The sequence below is a fragment of the Rhodococcus sp. DK176 genome (assembly GCF_038447315.2).
GTDB lineage: Bacteria > Actinomycetota > Actinomycetes > Mycobacteriales > Mycobacteriaceae > Rhodococcus_F > Rhodococcus_F jostii_A.
In genome coordinates, this window is sequence record NZ_CP118321.2 from 5,696,174 (window position 1) to 5,714,541 (window position 18,368).

18 protein-coding genes and 1 pseudogene are annotated in these 18,368 nt (G+C 68.1%); 12 read left to right on the plus strand and 7 right to left on the minus strand.

The features are described from left to right. Positions 1–21: 21 nt before the first annotated feature. Complete coding sequence (locus PSR88_RS26670) at positions 22–720, plus strand: GntR family transcriptional regulator (protein ID WP_016883764.1); 699 nt, start codon at positions 22–24, stop codon at positions 718–720. A 9-nt stretch (positions 721–729) separates the two neighbouring features. Here PSR88_RS26670 and PSR88_RS26675 read toward each other — a convergent pair whose 3' ends face one another. From PSR88_RS26675 to PSR88_RS26685, 3 genes are all read right to left on the minus strand, one after another. Continuing rightward, the gene (locus tag PSR88_RS26675; protein ID WP_016883763.1) at positions 730–1,464 is read right to left on the minus strand and encodes a tripartite tricarboxylate transporter permease; all 735 of its coding nucleotides are present in this window, start codon (positions 1,462–1,464) and stop codon (positions 730–732) included. Positions 1,465–1,571: 107 nt separating this feature from the next. Further along, positions 1,572–1,922, minus strand: a complete 351-nt coding sequence (locus PSR88_RS26680; protein ID WP_016883762.1) for a hypothetical protein — start codon at positions 1,920–1,922, stop codon at positions 1,572–1,574. A gap of 38 nt (positions 1,923–1,960) precedes the next feature. Next, a complete protein-coding gene (locus PSR88_RS26685; protein WP_029539565.1) occupies positions 1,961–3,457 on the minus strand; it encodes an aldehyde dehydrogenase family protein in 1,497 nt (498 codons plus the stop codon). Between the two features lie 451 nt (positions 3,458–3,908). Between PSR88_RS26685 and PSR88_RS26690 the strand changes: the two genes are divergently transcribed. Next, positions 3,909–4,802, plus strand: a complete 894-nt coding sequence (locus tag PSR88_RS26690) for a helix-turn-helix domain-containing protein (RefSeq protein ID WP_016883760.1) — start codon at positions 3,909–3,911, stop codon at positions 4,800–4,802. On the opposite strand, the gene PSR88_RS26695 is transcribed toward PSR88_RS26690, so the two are convergent. After that, complete coding sequence (locus PSR88_RS26695) at positions 4,760–6,013, minus strand: acyl-CoA dehydrogenase family protein (RefSeq protein WP_009478280.1); 1,254 nt, start codon at positions 6,011–6,013, stop codon at positions 4,760–4,762. The genes PSR88_RS26690 and PSR88_RS26695 overlap by 43 nt on opposite strands. A 327-nt stretch (positions 6,014–6,340) precedes the next feature. Between PSR88_RS26695 and PSR88_RS26700 the strand changes: the two genes are divergently transcribed. Continuing rightward, positions 6,341–7,408: a LacI family DNA-binding transcriptional regulator gene (locus PSR88_RS26700; RefSeq protein WP_083853126.1), complete on the plus strand. Its 1,068-nt coding sequence runs from the start codon at positions 6,341–6,343 to the stop codon at positions 7,406–7,408. Positions 7,409–7,421: 13 nt separating this feature from the next. Here PSR88_RS26700 and PSR88_RS26705 read toward each other — a convergent pair whose 3' ends face one another. Next, positions 7,422–7,715 carry a hypothetical protein gene (locus tag PSR88_RS26705; RefSeq protein WP_237724152.1) on the minus strand — a complete coding sequence of 98 codons (294 nt, stop codon included), beginning with the start codon at positions 7,713–7,715 and terminating at the stop codon, positions 7,422–7,424. A 374-nt stretch (positions 7,716–8,089) separates the two neighbouring features. Continuing rightward, positions 8,090–8,506: pseudogene (locus PSR88_RS26710) on the minus strand (NAD(P)-binding protein); the annotation flags it as partial. Positions 8,507–8,754: 248 nt separating this feature from the next. Here PSR88_RS26710 and PSR88_RS26715 point away from each other — a divergent pair. Together PSR88_RS26715 and PSR88_RS26720 are read left to right on the plus strand one after the other, a co-directional pair. Then, a complete protein-coding gene (locus PSR88_RS26715) occupies positions 8,755–9,933 on the plus strand; it encodes a Gfo/Idh/MocA family protein (RefSeq protein WP_016883756.1) in 1,179 nt (392 codons plus the stop codon). Between the two features lie 50 nt (positions 9,934–9,983). Continuing rightward, positions 9,984–10,985, plus strand: a complete 1,002-nt coding sequence (locus tag PSR88_RS26720) for a sugar phosphate isomerase/epimerase family protein (RefSeq protein ID WP_016883755.1) — start codon at positions 9,984–9,986, stop codon at positions 10,983–10,985. On the opposite strand, the gene PSR88_RS26725 is transcribed toward PSR88_RS26720, so the two are convergent. Next, positions 10,982–11,860 carry a LysR family transcriptional regulator gene (locus PSR88_RS26725; RefSeq protein ID WP_009478286.1) on the minus strand — a complete coding sequence of 293 codons (879 nt, stop codon included), beginning with the start codon at positions 11,858–11,860 and terminating at the stop codon, positions 10,982–10,984. The genes PSR88_RS26720 and PSR88_RS26725 overlap by 4 nt on opposite strands. 83 nt (positions 11,861–11,943) lie before the next feature. Between PSR88_RS26725 and PSR88_RS26730 the strand changes: the two genes are divergently transcribed. The 7 genes from PSR88_RS26730 to PSR88_RS26760 are packed head-to-tail and all read left to right on the plus strand — an operon-like array spanning position 11,944 to position 18,365. Next, positions 11,944–12,834 carry an EamA family transporter gene (locus tag PSR88_RS26730; protein ID WP_029539564.1) on the plus strand — a complete coding sequence of 297 codons (891 nt, stop codon included), beginning with the start codon at positions 11,944–11,946 and terminating at the stop codon, positions 12,832–12,834. Positions 12,835–12,875: 41 nt separating this feature from the next. Beyond that, entirely contained in the window at positions 12,876–13,460 is a 585-nt protein-coding gene (locus PSR88_RS26735; RefSeq protein WP_016883753.1) for a biotin transporter BioY, read from the plus strand. Continuing rightward, positions 13,457–14,578 carry a class I adenylate-forming enzyme family protein gene (locus tag PSR88_RS26740; RefSeq protein WP_011597456.1) on the plus strand — a complete coding sequence of 374 codons (1,122 nt, stop codon included), beginning with the start codon at positions 13,457–13,459 and terminating at the stop codon, positions 14,576–14,578. Before PSR88_RS26735 ends, PSR88_RS26740 begins: the two co-directional genes overlap by 4 nt. Beyond that, positions 14,575–15,702: a thiolase family protein gene (locus PSR88_RS26745; RefSeq protein ID WP_011597457.1), complete on the plus strand. Its 1,128-nt coding sequence runs from the start codon at positions 14,575–14,577 to the stop codon at positions 15,700–15,702. Before PSR88_RS26740 ends, PSR88_RS26745 begins: the two co-directional genes overlap by 4 nt. Then, positions 15,699–16,379, plus strand: a complete 681-nt coding sequence (locus PSR88_RS26750) for an energy-coupling factor ABC transporter ATP-binding protein (protein WP_009478291.1) — start codon at positions 15,699–15,701, stop codon at positions 16,377–16,379. Before PSR88_RS26745 ends, PSR88_RS26750 begins: the two co-directional genes overlap by 4 nt. Next, positions 16,376–16,978: an energy-coupling factor transporter transmembrane component T family protein gene (locus PSR88_RS26755; protein ID WP_011597458.1), complete on the plus strand. Its 603-nt coding sequence runs from the start codon at positions 16,376–16,378 to the stop codon at positions 16,976–16,978. Before PSR88_RS26750 ends, PSR88_RS26755 begins: the two co-directional genes overlap by 4 nt. After that, positions 16,971–18,365: an AMP-binding protein gene (locus PSR88_RS26760; protein WP_016883752.1), complete on the plus strand. Its 1,395-nt coding sequence runs from the start codon at positions 16,971–16,973 to the stop codon at positions 18,363–18,365. Before PSR88_RS26755 ends, PSR88_RS26760 begins: the two co-directional genes overlap by 8 nt. The last annotated feature ends 3 nt before the right edge of the window (positions 18,366–18,368 follow it).

Here is an 18,368-nt window from a genome sequence, read left to right on the forward strand (position 1 = left end):
TGCGAACGTTAGGATGTATGCATGACGGGTGGCAGCAAGAGCGAACAGGTATACGAGCAGCTCAAGCAGGACATCCTGAACGGTTCCCTGTCCCCGGGCCAGTCGCTGAGTGCCATCGACGTGGGCGCGCGGTTCTCGGCGTCTCGCACCCCGGTTCGCCAGGCCTTCCTTCGGCTCGAGGGGGAGGGGCTGGTCTCGCTCATCGACCGGCAGGGCGCACGGGTCGCTCCCATCTCGATCAAGAGCGTTCGGGACCTGTTCGAGCTACGCATCCTGCTCGAGGCGGCCGCCGCGCGCATGGTCGCCGAGGCCGTCGCCCGAGACGCCACGGCCCGGCAGCAGTTCGAACAGGTAGCGGACGCACTAGGGGCGATCTCCGAGGAAGACCCGTCCGAGTCCCGGCGAGATCGTTTCTACGAACTCACGGAAACGTACGACCAGGCCGTGATCGCGCACACCCGGAACGCGCAACTAGCCCGATCGATCGCCGAACTCCGGCCGCACACCGAGAGGCTGCGCAACATCGCCCACTCTCGCCCGGACCGTCTCGACGTCTCGTTGGCGGAGCACCTGTCGATGTGCCGTGCGATCCTCGCCGGCGACGGACCGGCGGCTGCCGCGGCCTGCACCGAGCACCTGACCCAGACGCAGAAGACCATCCTCGACGCGGTCGTCGATCCGCAGGGAGCGGCCGTCGCCATCGACCTGGTCACCGCGTAGTCGCCGCGGTCAGAGCGCGAGGATGGCGGGGACGCTGAGGACTGCCACGTAGTACCCCATGAACAGGACGCCTGCGTGGATCTTGAACGCTCGCGACAGCAGACCGCCGACGAGTCCGACAGTGAGGGTGACGGCGAGGCCGAGGATGCCGCCCTCCCAAACGCTGATGACGACGACCAGGCCCGTGACCGTGGCGATGGTCGCCTCGTGGCTGACGTACCGGACGATGAGCGTCGCCGCGCGGTGAGCGAAGTTCATCGCAAACGGGTACGCGATGATCGCGGCGATCACCACCGCACCGAGACCGTAGAGCAGAAACTCCCAGTTCGTCAGTGCCGTGGACAGGTTGCGGATCTGCCCGGTGCCGTCGTCGGTGGTGAAGACCGGCGGCGCGTTGAACAGGGGAGCGGCCGGGCCTGCCGCGACCGGGCTCAGCGGCAGACCGAACGCGATGAGCGGGATGAGCGCTTCGGCGATGTAGGTCGATTCGGTGGTTCCGTTGCGCGCGGCGATCACCGACGTCAACCGGTGGTAGCCCTGCTTGACCCGTGAACCGACGACCTCGCCCATGAGCACGGTCATCGCGACCGGGCTGAACACGAATGTGGCGCTCGAGACGGTCGCGGTCGCCGCGACCTGTGCGGTCTGCCTGCCGTCGAGCATCCGGAACGGGTTCGGGAAGTATCCCTTCCACCCCTTGATCTCCGGGGCGAGCCACACCGTCGCCGGTTCCTTGCGGGCCATGTCCTTGCGTCCCGACGCACCCAGTACGAGGAATAGGTCCGCGATGAGCGGGCCGACCGCGATGCCGAGGAAGTAGCTGATGTTCAGCGAGACGTCGTAGCTCTTCGTCAGACGTTCAGCTCCCGGGTCGCCGGATCGAACTCGGACAGGTAGGTGACGTCGGTGCCCATCATCTCGTGGGCGCGGCTTACCAACCGCCCGAGGAGGGCGTCGATGTCACGGAGTTCGGCGAGTTCGCGGGCACTCGAGAACAGCACCCCGAGTTCGCGTTCCCGTCGCCGCAAACGGGTCAGCTCGACCTGGTGCCGGCGCACCTTCTCCGCGAACGCCGCCCTGTCGGCCGGACCGGTAGCGACCCGGTCGAGCGCATCGCGCACTGCGGCCGAGTCGACCGTCAATTCGCCGACCATCGCATCGGCGAGTATCCCCAGCGAGTCGCCGCTCTCCCGTGAATCCATGCCCACACTCTGCCCTGGCGGTCGGGTAAGTCCCTAGCTCATCCCTTCTTGAGGATCACGGTCTTCGTCTCGGTGTATGCGTCGAGGACCGCCGCACCGTGCTCACGTCCCCAACCGGACTGCTTGTAACCACCGAACGGCAGGGCCGGGTCGAGCACGTGGTAGCTGTTGATCCACACCGTCCCAGCCTTGATGCGCGCCGCGACGTTGTGGGCCTTCGACACATCCGAGGTCCAAATGCCCGCGGCGAGACCATAGTCGGTGTCGTTGGCAGTCCGGACGATGTCGTCGATGTCGTCGAACGGTATCGCGGTGACGACGGGTCCGAAGATCTCTTCCTTCACCACCCGCATGTTCGGTGTGGTGTCGACGAGCACTGTCGGCTCGACGAAGTAGCCGATGTCCCCCTTCCGGCCCCCACCGGTCACGGCGGTGGCACCTTCGGCCCTGCCGCTGTCCAGGTATCCGAGAACGGTGTCGAGTTGCTTCTCCGACACGACGGGACCCATCTGCGTGTCCGGGTCGAGGCTGTCGCCGACCTTCAACGTGGACGCGATCTTGGCGACCCCTTCGACGACCTGGTCGTACACCGTGGACTGAATGAACAGCCGTGACCCGGCCTCGCAGGCCTCACCCTGATTGAAGAAGATGGCCATTGCCGCACCCTCGATGGCGGCGTCGATGTCGGCGTCGTCGAAGACGATGTTGGGGGATTTGCCGCCGAGTTCGAGGGTCACCTTCTTCAGGTTTCCGCGTGCGGCACCGACGATGTGCCGTCCCACCTCGGTCGACCCCGTGAACGAGACCTTGTCGACGCCGGGATGAGCGCTGAGTGCGGCGCCGACGTTCTCGCCGTCGCCTTGCACGATGTTCACCACGCCGTCGGGGATACCGGCCTCGCGGAGCACGTCGCCGAGCAGCGCCGCGCTGAGCGGGGTCTGTTCCGCCGGCTTGAGGATGATGGTGTTGCCCGCGGCGAGTGCGGGGCTCAGCTTCCAGGCTGCGAGCAGCAGCGGGAAGTTCCAGGCGACGATCGCGGCGACGACGCCCACCGGCTCGCGCACGGTGTACGCCAGGTAATCGCCCGGCGCTGCGGTGGAGGTGACCGGAATTGTGCTGCCCTCCAGTTTCGTGGGCCACCCCGCCATGTAGCGGAACCAGTCGGCGGACAGGGGGACATCGACCAGACGTGCGTAGGTCAGCGGCTTTCCGTTGTCGAGCGCTTCGACGAGCGCGAATTCCTCGACCCGTTCCTCCAGTAGATCGCCGACCCGCCAGAGAATCTTGCTTCGCTGTGCCGGAGTCATGCGTCCCCACGGTCCGTCGAGTGCTCTGCGAGCAGCCGACACCGCCCGGTTGACGTCCTCGTCGCCGCCGAACGCCACCTGCGCCAAGGCTTCACCATTGCATGGATTGACTGTTGCGAAGACTTCGCCGGAGGCGGACGGAACATTCCGGCCGTCGATCAGATGGAGAACGGGACTCGTCAGGAAGCGGGAGACCTCGGGTGACGGTGCGGGTGATGTCGTTGTCATGGTGTGCTCCTCGATGGTGTATTTGGCCTGTCGGCCGATGGTGGGCAGGGATGTGAACTGTGGTCTCGAACGGTGGCGCGGCTCTCTCTCCGCGCGGAAGATCGTCAATTGCCGGGAACCACAGTGCAGTTCGTCATTCGCCGGCTCGTGGACGACGCTAGTCTCCCGCGCCGAAGGTCATCTGTGTGGAAACCGGACAGTTTCTTGACAACCCCGTCGGAACGCGCAGAATTTGGAGTGCAACAGGCACCGGTTCCGAGTACCCGGCACCGGTGACCCTGCCCAGAAACCGGGAGGTGTCATGCCGTATTGGTCCACCTCAGGTCTGAGCACTCGCGATCAGGCGAGTTACTGGGGTGATGTCGTGTGTGAAGCCTTCACTCCACTGGCACCTCAGCGTGGGCGTGCCCAGACTGCGCGTAGCGCGACCCCGGACGGTATTCCTGGGTGGGTGCGCTCGGAGGCACTGGTCGAGACCAACTGCGCCGAGATCTCCTCGTGCACACAGCTACTGACCCACGGTCCCAGGGAAGTTCGCCGCGCACCCCTGGACGCCTTGTTCGTGAATCTGCAGTTGGAGGGAACGTGTCACGGAGAGCAGGATGGACGCCGTTGCATCGTCCATCCGGGCAGCTATGCCGTGTTCGACACGACGCGCCCGTACACCCTCGAGTTCCGGGAGCCGGACGACGCGGCCAGTTGGCGGGTGTTGTCATTTCGCATTCCTCGGGATCAGTGGAGCGAGAACGTGCGGGGCGTCGGAGCGACGGCGCGCGCCATCGACACGACGAGCGGACCGGGAAACGTCGTCGGGGCAATGATGTCTTCCCTCTGGCGGGAACGCCCCGCCTTCGACCAGACCACGGTGAGAACGCTCGAGCGTTCTTTCACGGATGTTCTCGCCGCAGTAACGGAGCCCCCGGCCGGAGGAACCCGCACCGAAGGTCGTGACGCGGCGCTCCGCCAGATTGTCCGCCATTACATTCGCTCAGCAGTCCCTCTGGGCCGGGTAACCGCGGCGGCCGCCGCGCGCGAAGCCGCCGTCTCGGTGCGAACGCTGCACCGCCTGTTCCAGGCGGTCGGCGCCACGTTCGCGGAGTGTGTTCGGGACGAACGCCTGCAGGGGGCGATGCAGGACCTGGCGGTGGCGCCCGACTCGGTGACCGTGAGTGAGATCGCTGCGCGGTGGGGCTTCTACGACAGCTCCCACCTCACCCGCACGTTTCAGAGCTGTCTCGGTTGCACGCCCACGGAATTTCGCGTCACGAGCAGGGCGTCGGTTGGCCGACCGGTCGTACGAGGTCAACCTGCCACGATTCCGGCGGCGGACAGCATCGGATCGTAGTCCGACCGCTTCATCAGGGCATGGAGCTGCCGGCGCCGAACGCCCATGTTGCCCCCGTCGTAGAGCGGGAAGCACAGGACGTCTTCCATGATTCCGGCGATTGGTGTCTGGTCTCCGTAGGAGTTCACTCCCACCACGCGCATCGTGTCGTACACCACCTGTACCGCAAGTTCGGACGCGTAGATCTTGACCATGTGGCCGAGCTCTTCGTCCGCGCCGCCCGTCTTGTCGTAGAGATCGCATGCTTTCCACGTGAAGTATCGAGCGGCCTCGATGCGGGTCTTGATGTCGACCAGCATGTACCCGACGTTTTGGTAGTCGATGATCGGGACCGGGCCCGAACGCCTGTCGCTCTTCGCGAAGGTGAAGGCGTAGTCGAATGCCGCCCGCATCCGGCCGACACACGCAGCCCCGATGATCGACGAGGTCCAGTTGAACGTCTTCCGGACGATCTCCATGCCGTCACCGGGCTTTCCGATGATGTTTCCGGCCGGCACGCGCACGTCGGTGAAGGTGATGCGAGGTGATGCCGTGGCACGGTGCCCCATGGTGTCGATATAGGACTCGACAGCGACGCCGGGCGTGTCCCCGGGTACGACGATCACGGCCATCGACTCGTTCAAGGGAAGTGTCGGATCCGTACGGCAGAGAACGCTGATCAGCGCAGCACCGTTGCCGTCCCAACCCGAACCATTGGTGGTGAAGTGCTTGTCCCCGTTGATCACCCATTCGTCGCCGTCCAAGCGCGCGAAGGTTTGCACACCTGCCGAGGCATCCGCATTGTCGAAGTTCGCGCCGCCGGCGGTCTCGGTGAACGCCCACGCCGCGAGTAACGGTTCACTGCCGGCGAAGGGCGGCAGGAACCTGGACTTCTGATCCGCGGTTCCGAAGTGGATGATGGGCTGCAGCCCCAATCCGGTGCCGAGCAGCGCACTGGGAACATTGATGTCGGCGCGGGTGAGTTCTTCTGCCGCCAAGGCGAAATCGAGCGACGGCATAGCCGTGCCGCCGTACTCGACCGGCAGCAACGCTTTGAGGAATCCGGCATGCACCATGTCCTGATAGAACGGTTTGATCGCCGCGAAGCGCGCCTCGGGCGTCGGAAGCGGGGCGATGACGCCTTCAACGAGACTGAGCCGCTCGTCGGCGAAGGCTCGCGCCGCCTTCTGCAGGGCCGCCTGGTCTGGACTCAGGTCGAAGTCGATTGCCATTGGGATCAGATCCTCCGTCGATTGTGTGACCCCGGACACGTCCGGGCGTGACATATCAATAGTGGTCCCGCGCCGGCCCTCGAAATTGGACGTTTGCGCCAAGACGCTTGGATGGTTGCGCCAGGACCTGATCGATCCCTGTTGCCGACCGATCAGTCGGCAGCGCCGGCGATCCGCTGCGCCGCTTCGTGCAGGGCTCGGTGGTTCTCGTCGTGCTGCCCGGACTGTTCGGCTAGCTGCGGTCGGGTAGGTAGCCCGGTCTAGTATTTCGGTCTATGTCGGTTACTCTGGGTGTGCCTCGTGCTCGGCGAGCGAAAGGGTCTGCACATGCGAAACGACGACGACGCCCGGAGCGGCGGCTCCGTTCCGATGCCCCGGCAGGCCGTCACCATGCAGGACATCGCCGACCGCGTGGGCGTGTCGAAGGCATTGGTCTCCATGGTGTTTCGTCGCGTTCCCGGACCGAGTGCGGAGACACGGAAGCGGGTCCTCGACGTCGCGGACGAGCTCGGGTACCGACCGAACCGTACGGCCGCCCTGATGTCGCTCCGGCGGACCCACCTCGTGGGTGTGATGGCGGATATTCGCAACAGCTTCCACGCCGAGATGGTCGAGTACATCGTCGCCGCCGCCGACGAGCACGGGTACGAGGTGGTGCTCGGCGCCCTGACTCCCACGCACGCCGAACCGAAAGTCGTCGAAACGCTGCTCGATTTCCGCTGCGAAGCCCTGATCCTGCTCGGCACCGAACTCGGCGCCGACGTGCTCGACACGCTCGGGGAACGGGTACCGGTGGTCGTGGTCGGCCGCCGCGTCGGTGACAGCGCGGTCGACGTCGTGCGGACGGCGGACGGCAAGGGGATCGGCACCGTCGTCGACCATCTCGTGGAGCTGGGACATCGCCGGATCACGCACCTCAGCGGGGGCACGGGCACGATTGCAGCCGACCGGAGGTCGGGGTACACCCGTGCCATGCGTCGTCACGGACTCGATATCGACGTCGTCGAGGGCGATTTCACCGACAGCGCCGGAACGGCCGCCGCGGGCACTCTGCTCGGGCGGTCGCAGCTTCCCACCGCGGTGATCGCGGCCAACGACCGCAGCGCCATCGGGCTGATCGGCGAACTGCGCAGCCGGGGTGTGCGGATCCCCGAAGACGTCTCGGTCTCCGGATACGACGACAGCGTGCTCGCCCAGCTGGCACACATCGATCTGACGTCGGTCAATCAGCAACCGCGGGAGCAGGCCGCCACCGCGGTGGATGCGGTCATCCAGCGGCTGGACCGGGGGAGGACCGAATCGGTGGCGACCGTCCTCCGGCCGCGGCTCGTCCCGCGTCGTACCACCGCGCCCGCGCCCGTGCCGGTGGACGGATCCCGGTCGGGCGTGTCCTGACCTGCGACGGTCGTCAGTGTTCGGCGGGCCGGGGTTGCTCCGCCTGCGCGGGCAGTGTGCCCAGATCGTGGGTGTAGAGCCAGGTGGTGGCCCGTTCGTAGAAGTGCCCGAAGGCGATCGGCATGACGAGGTCGCGGAGCCGGCGCGCGAGCGGGCCGCTGGTCTTGGCGTCGCGGTTGGTGCGGGCCGCCTTGGCCATCTTCCCGATGCGGGCGCGCCGGAGCCGGTCGTACTCGGCGAGCCCTTCCCCGGTCGAGTCTGCCTCGGCGAGTGCCCGGGCCAGGACCACGGCGTCTTCGATGGCCATGGAGGCGCCCTGCCCTGCCCCGCGCCGACCGGGTGGGCGGCGTCGCCGACGAGGACGACGCGGTCATCGTGCCAGATGGGGACTTCGGCCAGCGTGTGCATGAGCGTCGGACGGTGCAATTGCGCGGTCGCCCTGATGATCTCGAGCGGCTGCGGCTCGAACCGGTACAGCTCGGCGAGTCGGTCGAGCCACCGGTCGTCGCCGACATCTGTCGGTTTCGGTGGCCGGGGATCGGCAACCTGCGCGGACCACCACACGGTTCCGTCCGGAGCCGGGATGTGGAGAAAGGCGCCGCTGCGCGCGAAGACCATGTTGAACGTGCCGGTCTCGTCCGGGACGCCGTCGGCGAACTGCGCGCGGACACCGTCGCCCGCGGGCTCGGCGCCTACCAGTCGACGGCCCGTGACGATCCGAACACCGGCCTGCGTTGCGCACTTCCGCAGCACCTCGACCAGGGAACCGCGCATCAGCGTCGTGCTGAACAGCGGATCCCCCGACAGCCGTCCGCGCGGAACTTCCGCGAGCAGCCTGCCCGTACCGGACCACATTCGCTGAGTGGGCACCGCGAAACCGGCCTGCTGCACCTGGTCCAGGCAACCGAGCGCCTCCAGCGCCCGCAGTCCGTTGGATGCCAGACTCAGAAATGAGCCCACCTGTCCTGCCGGATCGGAGTGTGTTTCGTAGAGGGTGACGTCGGAACCGATGCGGCGCAATGCGATTGCAGTCGCGGTCCCGGCCACACCTCCGCCTGCGGCGATGGCCTCCACGCTTCCTCCTGAACTGTCATTCACTGAATCAATGCTCAGTGAAAGTTCATTCAGAGTGCGCGGGGAAGGGGCGTTCGTCAAGGGGTGCGGCTTGCTTGCCGGCCCGCCGGGCCGGGGCTTGACAGGGTGTCGTGACTCAGCTCATAGTAGTCGTACTAGACCGGTCAAATAGACCGAACTAGCCGGAGGGCGTCTTCACTCTCGTGCGGGTGTCTGCGGGTAGCCGACGGGCACTCCCGCCGGGTCAACATCACACCGAAAGGCTTCCACTCATGACTTCCAACTCGATCGGTGTCGCCGTCATCGGCGGCGGCATGGCCGGACGAGCGCACGCCGCCGGATATCGCATGGCGTCGACGCTGTTCGGAACCGACCGCCCCGACGTGCGTCTGGTCGCGATTGCCGACACCAACCAGGCCGTCGCCGACGACACCGCGAAGCGGTACGGGTACGAGCGGGCCGAGTACAGCTGGCAGGCCATCGCCGAATCGCCGGACATCGACGCCGTCAGCGTCGTCGTCGCCAACCAGCTGCATCGGGAGATCGTCGAAGGCCTCCTCGCTGCGGGGAAGCACGTGCTGTGCGAGAAGCCCCTGGCCGGGTCCATCGCGGACGCCGAGGCCATGGTCGCGGCCGCCGCGGACGCCGACACGATCGCGACGGTCGGGTACACCTACCGCCGGTCGCCGGCCATCCAGGCGATCCGCGACGAACTCGCGACGGGCCGCCTCGGCGACATCATCCACTTCAACGGGCACTACTGGTGCGACTACGGCCTCGACCCCGCCTCGCCGATCACCTGGCGGTACCGCGGCGGTCCCGGAACCGGTGCGCTGGCGGACGTCGGCAGCCACCTGCTCGACATGGCCGAATTCGTGTGCGGTCCGATCGTCGAGATCAGTGGCGCGACCTTCGCCACGGTGATCACGGAGCGTCCCGTGCCTGCCGGAGTCACCTACGGCCACACCAAGGCCGAGACCACCGGTGAGATGGCACCCGTCGAGAACGAGGACCTCGCGACGTTGACGGCGCGCTTCCAGAACGGCGCGGTCGGAACGTTCTCCGCTTCCCGTGTCGCGCACCAGCTTCCGGACGGGCTCGGTTTCGAGCTGTTCGGGACGTCCGGCTCCGCGGCGTTCGACCTGGCTCGCGCAGCGGAATTCTCGGTGTCCAGCGAGGGCCTCGACCGCACCGTGAACGGTCAGCGTCGGGTGATCATCGGACCGCAGCACCCGTACATCCAGGGCGGCCTGCCGATGGATGCCGGCGGCGTCGGCCACGGCAAGGCGGAGTTCTTCGCCTACCAGGCCCGTGCGTTCCTCGACCAGATCGCCGGCATCGACGTCCTCGGCCCGCTGCCGTCCTTCGCCCACGCCCTGCGCGGCATGCAGATCGTCACCGCCGTCGCGGAGTCCGCCCGCGCCGACGGAGCAGCAGTCAAGATCGGCTGAACCGCAAAACCCCTGAACCCCCACTGCTTCCCACCACGCAAGGAACCCTCATGAAACTCGGTGTGTACACCGCCGTCCTGCACGACCGCAGCCTGCGCGAGGCGCTGGAGACCATCGCGTCCCTCGGACTCGAAGGCGCGGAGATCAACGCGGGCGGCTTCCTGCCCACCCCGCACCTGCCCGTCAAGGAACTCCTCTCCGGTGAGGTGTCACCGCAGGAGTACCTGAAGGTCTTCGACGAGACCGGCGTCTCCATCGCCGGGTTGAACTGCAACGGCAACCCGCTGCACGCGGATCCCGAGGTGGGCCCCGAGGACGCCGAGGACCTGCGCAACGCCATCAAGGTCGCCGGCCTGCTCGGTGTGGACCGGGTGGTCACGATGTCCGGCCTGCCTGCCGCGCACGCCGGCGGCCAGTGGCCGGCATGGCACGTGAACACGTGGGACAGCGGCTATCTCGACTCCCTCGACTACCAGTGGGATCACGTCGCGGTGCCGTTCTGGAAGGAGATCGACGCGCTCGCCCGTGAGAACGGCGTGAAGGTCGCGATCGAGATGCACCCGCAGAACCTGGTGTTCAACCCGCCGACCCTGAAGCGTCTGGTCGAGAAGACCGGTGCGACGAACGTCGGCGCCGAGATGGACCCGTCGCACCTGTTCTGGCAGGGCATCGATCCGGTCGCCGCGGTCGACTGGCTCGGCGACCTCGTCTTCCACGCCGCGGCGAAGGACACCCGGATCAACGAGAACTGCAAGATCTACGGTGTTCTCGACGACCGGTTCACCCGCATCCCGGCCGACCAGAACCCCACCGGACTCGGTGGCAAGCACGTCGTCAACAAGTGGCCCGAGGACTCGGCGTGGGACTTCGTCGCCGTCGGCCGCGGACACGACGTCGACTTCTGGTCCCGTTTCCTCGCTGCGCTGCAGCGGGTCGACCCCGACATGGCGGTCAACATCGAACACGAGGACGTCGAACTGGGACAGCTCGAGGGACTGCAGGTCGCGGCCCGCACCCTGAAGGACGCGGCTTCCGCCGTAGCCTCCCGCTAGACACCGGTGACGGCGGCCAGGCGGTCGAGGACCAGCCGCAGCGGCGGCCAGGTCGACCTCCCGCGGCGGGTGACGGCGTAGGCCGTCAGCACCACCTTCGGGTTGGTGAGCGGGCGGACCGTGACTTCCTTGCGCGTGGGACGGTCGGCGGGCAGCAGACCCACCCCGTAGCCGGCGGCGACGAGGTCCTCGACGAGGTCGAGGCTGTCGATCTGGTGGGCGATCTGCGGTGTGAATCCCGCGAGCGAGGCGAGGGTGCGGACGGCGTCCTCGTCGGCGGTGTTGCGGGAGTTCACGATCCATGGTGAACCGGCGTAGGCGGCGACGTCTGCGGGTTCGTCGCCGGCGGGCGCGGGGACGCCGAGTCCCCAGGGAGTCGACCACAACGGGACGGCCTCGAGCGCGGTGCCCGGGGATGCCGGTGCCAGGTTGTAGTCGTAGGTCAGTGCGAGATCGAGTTCGTCGTCGGCGAGCAACGCGAACGCCTCGACCGGCTCGTACTCGCTGATCACCACGTCCACCTGCGTGTGGGTGCGGGCCAGTTCGGCGACGACCGGGAGCAGCGACACCCGGATGCCGGTCGCGAAACCCCCGACGCGCAGGGTGCCGACCGGCTCGGCGTGGGGGTCGAGGTCGAGCCGGGCGGCGTCGACGGCCGCGAGGATGGTGACGGCGTGGTCGGCCAGCCGGCGACCGGCCGGAGTGAGCCGCACCCGGCGGCCGGTCGGTTCGACGAGCTGCGCACCCGTCTCCTTCGCCAGTGCGGCGATCTGCTGGGAGACGGTCGAGGTGGTCAGCCGGTGTGTCTCGGCGACCTCGCGCATGGAGCCGAGGCGGGAGAGCTCGAGCAGGAGATGCAGGCGGCGGGTATCCACTCCCCAATTGTTCGCGATATCCGAACGGTTTGTCCATGAAAGTCACGTGGACGTGAACGGTCGAGGTGTCATTCAATGCAGGCATGACCAGGAACTCGACCCACGTCGGCGCGACGATGGCGCTGACCTCGATGCTGTGCGTACAGAGCGGACTCGCCATCTCCGTGGGCGTGTCCGAGCGCGTCGGCGCCGAGGGCGCCGCCTGGTTGCGCCTGGCGTGGGCGGGGGTATTGCTGGCCGTGATCGTGCGGCCTCGGCCGAAGGCGTTCACGCGTTCGTCCCTCGGCGCGTGTGTTCTGCTCGGAGTGGTCACGGCGGCGGTCACCCTGCTGTTCATGGCCGCAGTGGACCGGATCCCCCTGGGAACAGCCAGCGCGCTGGAGTTCCTCGGGCCCCTCGGCGTCGCTGTTCTGCACGGACGAGGTCGCCTGAAGTGGCCGGCGCTGGCGGCCGTGGGGGTGCTGCTGCTGACGCAACCCTGGGCCGGCGGCGTCGACCCGGTCGGAATCCTGTTCGCGCTGGGCGCGGCCGCGTGCTGGGCCCTCTACATCGTGCTCACCCAGCGCGTGGGCGACGAGGTGGCCGGTCTCAACGGGCTCGCGGTGTCCATGCCGGTCGCCGGATTGGTCGCGACTGCGGTGGGCGGGCCGTCGATGCTCGGAAAGATGACGCCGGACCTGTTGATCATCGGGCTGGGTTTGGCGATACTGCTCCCGGTCGTGCCGTTCACGCTGGAGATGCTCGCCCTGCGCCGGCTGAACACCGCGGCGTTCGGGACGCTGATGAGTCTGGAACCGGCGCTCGCGTTGATCATCGGGCTCGTGGTGTTGCACCAGATTCCGGACCACGCTGCCGTCGCCGGTATCTGCTTCGTGGTCGCGGCGGGAATCGGAGCGGCGCGGGCCGGGGCGCGCACGACGCCCGACCAGGGCGACGTCACGGAGTCTGCCGCACCGTTGTCCGCGCCGACCTGATACCTTGAACGTCGTTCAAGTTTGCAGCAAGAGGAGTCGTCATGGCAGGTGTCGAGAGTGCTCGGGTGTCGAGGCTCGGTATTTCAGCGCGGGACATGGCGCAGATCGCGGTGTTCGCCGCGCTGATCGCGGCGCTGGGACTGCCCGGCGCCATCACGGTCGGCTTCAGCGGAGTGCCGATCACACTGCAGACGCTCGGCGTCATCCTCGCCGGCGCGGTGCTGGGCGCTCGCAAGGGCACAGCCGCCGTCGCGGTGTTCATCGCACTGACCCTCATCGGCCTGCCCCTGCTGTCCGGTGGCCGGACCGGACTGACCGCGCTCGCAGGCCCGAGCGCCGGGTACCTCATCGGCTGGATTCCCGCGACGCTGGTCATCGGCCTCCTCACCGCTCGGATCCTGCCGAAGTACCCGATCGTTCTCGGTCTCCTGATCAACGCCCTCGGCGGGATCGTCGTCATCTACGTCTTCGGCACCGTTGGACTCCTGCTCCGCACCGATCTGGGCGTCGGCGCCGCCATCACCACCAACCTCGCCTTCATCCCCGGCGACCTGCTGAAGGTCGTCGTCGCGACCGTGGTCGCCAAGAGCGTGCATCGCGCGTACCCCGGCCTGATCCGTACGTGAGTTCCGAACTCGGCGGCTCCGGCGATCAGCCTGCTCTCGATTTCGAAGACCGCACCTACACGTACGCCGAACTCGACCGTGCCATCGACCGATGGATCCTCGAGCACGGCTCGGGTGCGTCAGCCTACGACGCGTCGACGTTGCCGGTCCCGGACGCCCTGATCTGCGTGTGCGCGGCGGCGCGGCGGGGGACGGCGGTGATCGTCGAGAACCCCGACGCGCGCCCGGACCGCACGGTGATTCCACCGTCCGCGTTTCTGCTGGTCGCGACGTCCGGCTCCACCGGCAGCCCGCGTCCGCTCGCGCGCACCGCGGCCTCCTGGTTCGACAGCTTCCCCGCCTTCACCGCGATCACAGGCATCGACGCGACCGACCACGTGCTGATCACCGGCCCGTTGCACGCCACGATGCATCTGTTCGGCGCCGTGCACGCATTGTGGCGCGGCGCGTGCGTCACCGACGACCCGTCCCGGGCGACAGTCGTGCACGCCGTTCCCGCCGTTCTCCGTGAGGTCGTGGGGAAGGCCCCGAAGCTGCGCACGGCGATCGTCGCCGGGACCGCCCTGGACGACGGCGCCCGCGCGGTGGCGGAGGGCATCGAGATCGTCGAGTATTACGGCGCCGCGGAACTCTCCCTCGTCGCGGCACGCCGGGTGCCCGAACCGCTCCGGCTGCTGGACGGCGTCGACGCCGACATCCGCGACGGTCTGCTGTACGTCCGGTCGCCGTACAGCGTGATCGGAGTCCCGGAGTGGTTCGGCGTCGGTGACCTGGCCGAACTCGGAAATGATGGCGAGCTGACGGTGCGCGGCCGGGGCGAATCCGCGATCAACGTCGGCGGCACCACGGTGGTTGCCGAGGACGTCGAGCGCATCCTCGAGACGGTCGATGGTATCGCCGCGGCCGCCGTGGTCGGGTCGCCGCATTCGGTGCTCGGCGAGACCGTCACCGCCGTGGTGGAGCTCGACGGCGCCGCGGAGATCGGTGACGTCCGTTCGCGCGCACGCCGGATGCTGACGAAGGAAGCCCTGCCCCGCCGCTGGGTGCCGATCGAGTCGATGCCGCGGACCGCCAGTGGCAAGGTCGCCCGCGGCCGAGTGAGAGACTGGCTGGCATGAGCTCTGTCCCTGTTCTGGTGGCGCCGCGCCGGACGCCGATCGGCAATGCCGGGCACGGGTTCGCCGATCTGACCACCACCGATCTGGCCGCCCCGGTGTTGTGCGATGTCCTGACGTCGCTGCGGGAGTCGGGCCTCGACGCCGAGGTCGACGACGTCGTCCTCGGCAACTGCCTCGGGCCGGGCGGTGATCCCGCGCGGGTCGCGGCCCTGCAGGCGGGGATGGGCGTGGAAGTTCCCGGTGTCACCGTCGACCGGCAGTGCGGTTCCGGCCTCGACGCGGTGATGCAGGCCGCGCTCCGCGTGCGCAGCGGTGCCGACGAGCTGATTCTGGCCGGTGGCGTCGAATCGGCGAGCACGGCGCCGTGGCGGTTCTGGCCGCCGGTGTCGGGCGCCGATCCGGTGCGCTACACCCGCGCTCCCTTTGCGCCGCACGGCTTCCCCGACCCCGACATGGGAGCGGCCGCGGACGAACTCGCGCGGGTACGCGGTATCAGCCGTGAGCGGCAGGACGCGTACGCGGCGCGGTCGCACACGCTCGCGGCGGCCGCCGACTTCTCGTCGGAAATCGTGCCGATCGGTGACATCGCGCGGGACCAGCGCATTCGCGCAGGCATGACCGAGGCCAGGCTCGCGCGGCTGCGCCCCAGTTTCGGTGCCGGCGGAACGGCTACGGCGGGGAACTCCTGCGGCATCTCGGACGGCGCCGCCGTGCTGGCGGTGACGACGGAGTCGCTGTCCGCCGGACTGCCTGCGTTGCGAATCCTCGGTTCCGCCGTCGCGGGATCGGACCCGGCGCTGCCCGGTCTCGGACCGGTCCCCGCGATCCGCAAACTCCTGAAGAGAACCGGATACGACGTGGCGGATCTGGGCGTCGTCGAGATCACCGAGGCCTTCGCGTCGGTGGTCCTGGCGGTGTCGGACGAACTCGGCCTGGACGAATCCGTGATCTGCCCGCAGGGCGGCGCCATCGCCATGGGACACCCATGGGGAGCGTCGGGAGCGATCTTGCTGGTGCGCTTGGCAAGTCAGATGCTGCGCGAGGACGGACCCGCGCTCGGGCTCGCGGCCTGCGCCATCGGCGGCGGACAGGGCATCGCGATGCTCGTGGAGCGCGTGTCGTGAGTGAGATCGTCTTCGATTCGGTGACGCATGCCTTCGGGGACCGCCCGGTGCTCCGCGGCGTCGACCTGCGATTCTCCGAGCGTCGCGTCGGCATCATCGGATCCAACGGTTCCGGCAAGTCGACCCTGGCGCGCATGATCAACGGGTTGCTGAAGCCCACCTCCGGCACCGTCACGGTCGACGGTGTCGACGCCGCCAAAAAGGGCGCCCAGGTGCGCCGCAAGGTCGGGTTCGTGTTCACCGATCCCGACACCCAGATCGTCATGCCCACGGTGTCCGAGGACCTGGCGTTCTCGCTGCGCCGGTCCGGTCTGAGCAAGCCGGAGATCGCCGCCCGCGTCGAGGAGATCCTGGTGCGGTTCCGGCTCGACCAGCACGCCGATCACCCCGCGCACCTGCTGTCCGGTGGCCAGAAGCAGTTGCTCGCCATCGGTGCCGTCCTCATCCGCAGGCCCGAGGTGATCATCGCCGACGAGCCGACCACACTGCTGGATCTGCGGAACGCCCGCGTCGTCGCCGAAGCACTCGATTCGATGGACCAGCAGGTGATCGTCGTGACCCACCAACTGGCGCTGCTGGAGAGTTTCGAAAGGGTCATCGTCATCGACGACGGTCTCGTCGCATTCGACGGCAGCCCGGACGACGCCGTCCCCGCGTACCGGCAGTTGGTCGAATGATCGGCCTGTACCGCCCGGGCGACTCGCTCCTGCACAGGATGCCCGCCGGGCTGAAACTGTTGCTGTTGATCGCGTCGATCGTCACCGCCACCGTGTTCGTGCGTACCCCGCTCGAGGTCGGTCTCGTCATCCTGGTGGTGGGCCTGCTGTTCGCGGTGGCTGGCATTCCGTGGCGGGTCGCCGTGGCGCAGTTGCGTCCGGTGGTGTGGATGTTGTTGATCATCGCCGTGTTCCAGGTGCTGATCACCTCGCCCGCGCGGGCGGTCGTCGTGTGCGGGGTGCTGCTGATCTCGGTGGCGCTCGCCGCGTTGGTCACGCTCACCACCAGGGTCACCGACATGCTCGACACGGTGTCGCGCGCACTCGGGCCGTTGCGGAGGTTCGGGGTCGACCCGGACCGGATCGGACTCCTGCTCGCGTTGGCGATCCGGTGTATCCCGCTGTTGACGGGAATCGTGCAGGAGGTGGCGCAGGCGCGGAAGGCGCGCGGGTTGCAATGGTCGATGACGGCGCTGGCCACACCGGTTCTGGTCCGCGCCCTCCGGACCGCGGATGCGATGGGCGACGCCCTCGTCGCACGGGGAGTGGACGATGACTGAGCTGCTCGCCGAGCGTGTCGCTCGACGGGCCGCCGAGAACCCGGAGACGACAGCGGTCGTGTCCACGCGCGAGACCGTCGACTACGGCCGGTTCTGGTCGCGGGTCACACGCACCGCCGCCGGGCTCGACGGCATGAACCGGGTCGCCGTGCTGCCGACGTCGGATGTCGGGTCGCTGGTCGTGGTGACGGCGGCGATGCACGCGGGAGTCAGCGTCGTGCTGCTGCATCGGCATCTCCTGCCCGCGCAACTGACGCGGGTGCTCGAGCTCGCGAAACCCGGCGCCGTGGTGGCCGCGTCACACCAGCACACCAGGCTACGGAGACTGGGATTCGACGGGACCGTCGAGACGGCGGACAGCCTCGAATCCGACGGCGTCGCGGACCGGGCGCGTCCCGGCACCGAACTGCTGGTCGGCATCACGTCCGGCACCACCGGTGAGCCGAAGCTGTTCGTGCGCAATCAGCGATCGTGGGCCACGACCCTCGACCGCTCGGACGCGACGTTCGACATCGGCAGCGGCGACCGCGTGGCGGTGCCCGGAGTTCTCGACCACACCCATTTCCTGTACGGCGCGCTGCACGGGCTCACTCGCGGTGCGACGGTGGATCTGCGACCGGTCACGCACTCGCTGCGCGACGCGGCCACACATCTGTACTCGGTACCCACCATCGCCTGGGACGTGGTGCGGTCGGGGATCGGTCCGGTCGGCAGCGTCCGTGAGGTGCTGTCGTCGGCGGCCCGTTGGCCGCGCACCGGGCGTGAGGCGTTGCAGGAGGTGCTGCCGAATGCGTCGCTCGTGCACTTCTACGGCGCATCCGAACTGAGCTTCGTGTCCTTCGACCGGGGTGTCGGCGCCGCCGACGAGCATGCGGCAGGCGAACTGTTCGACGGCGTCGACGCAGAGATTCGCGAGGGCCTCGTTCACGTGCGCAGCGACATGCTGTTCGACGGCTACCTCACCGAGGACGGCGTGGTGAACGGCCCCGCCGACGGGTGGATGACGGTGGGGGACCGAGGGCGGGTGGCGGGCAACAGCCTGCAGTTGTTCGGTCGCGACAGCGACACGGTGATCCGGGCGGGACTCAATGTGGAACCCGCGGCCATCGAGGCGGCGTTGACCGCACTCCCCGGGATCTCGGAGGCCGCGTGCATCGGAGTGCCCGACAGCCGGATGGGCGAGGCACCAGCCGCCGCGATCGTGATGGACGGCGACGGGCCGAGTTCCGGCGAGATCTGGCGGCATCTGCGCGCCACGTTGCCCAGCCCGAGCATGCCGGTTCAGGTGCTCGCGGTCGACAGCTTGCCACGCACGCCGCGCGGCAAGCTCGACCGTCAGGCGCTCGCCGCCACCCTGTCGGCGTCTCGGGACCGGAATCCCGCGTAACCC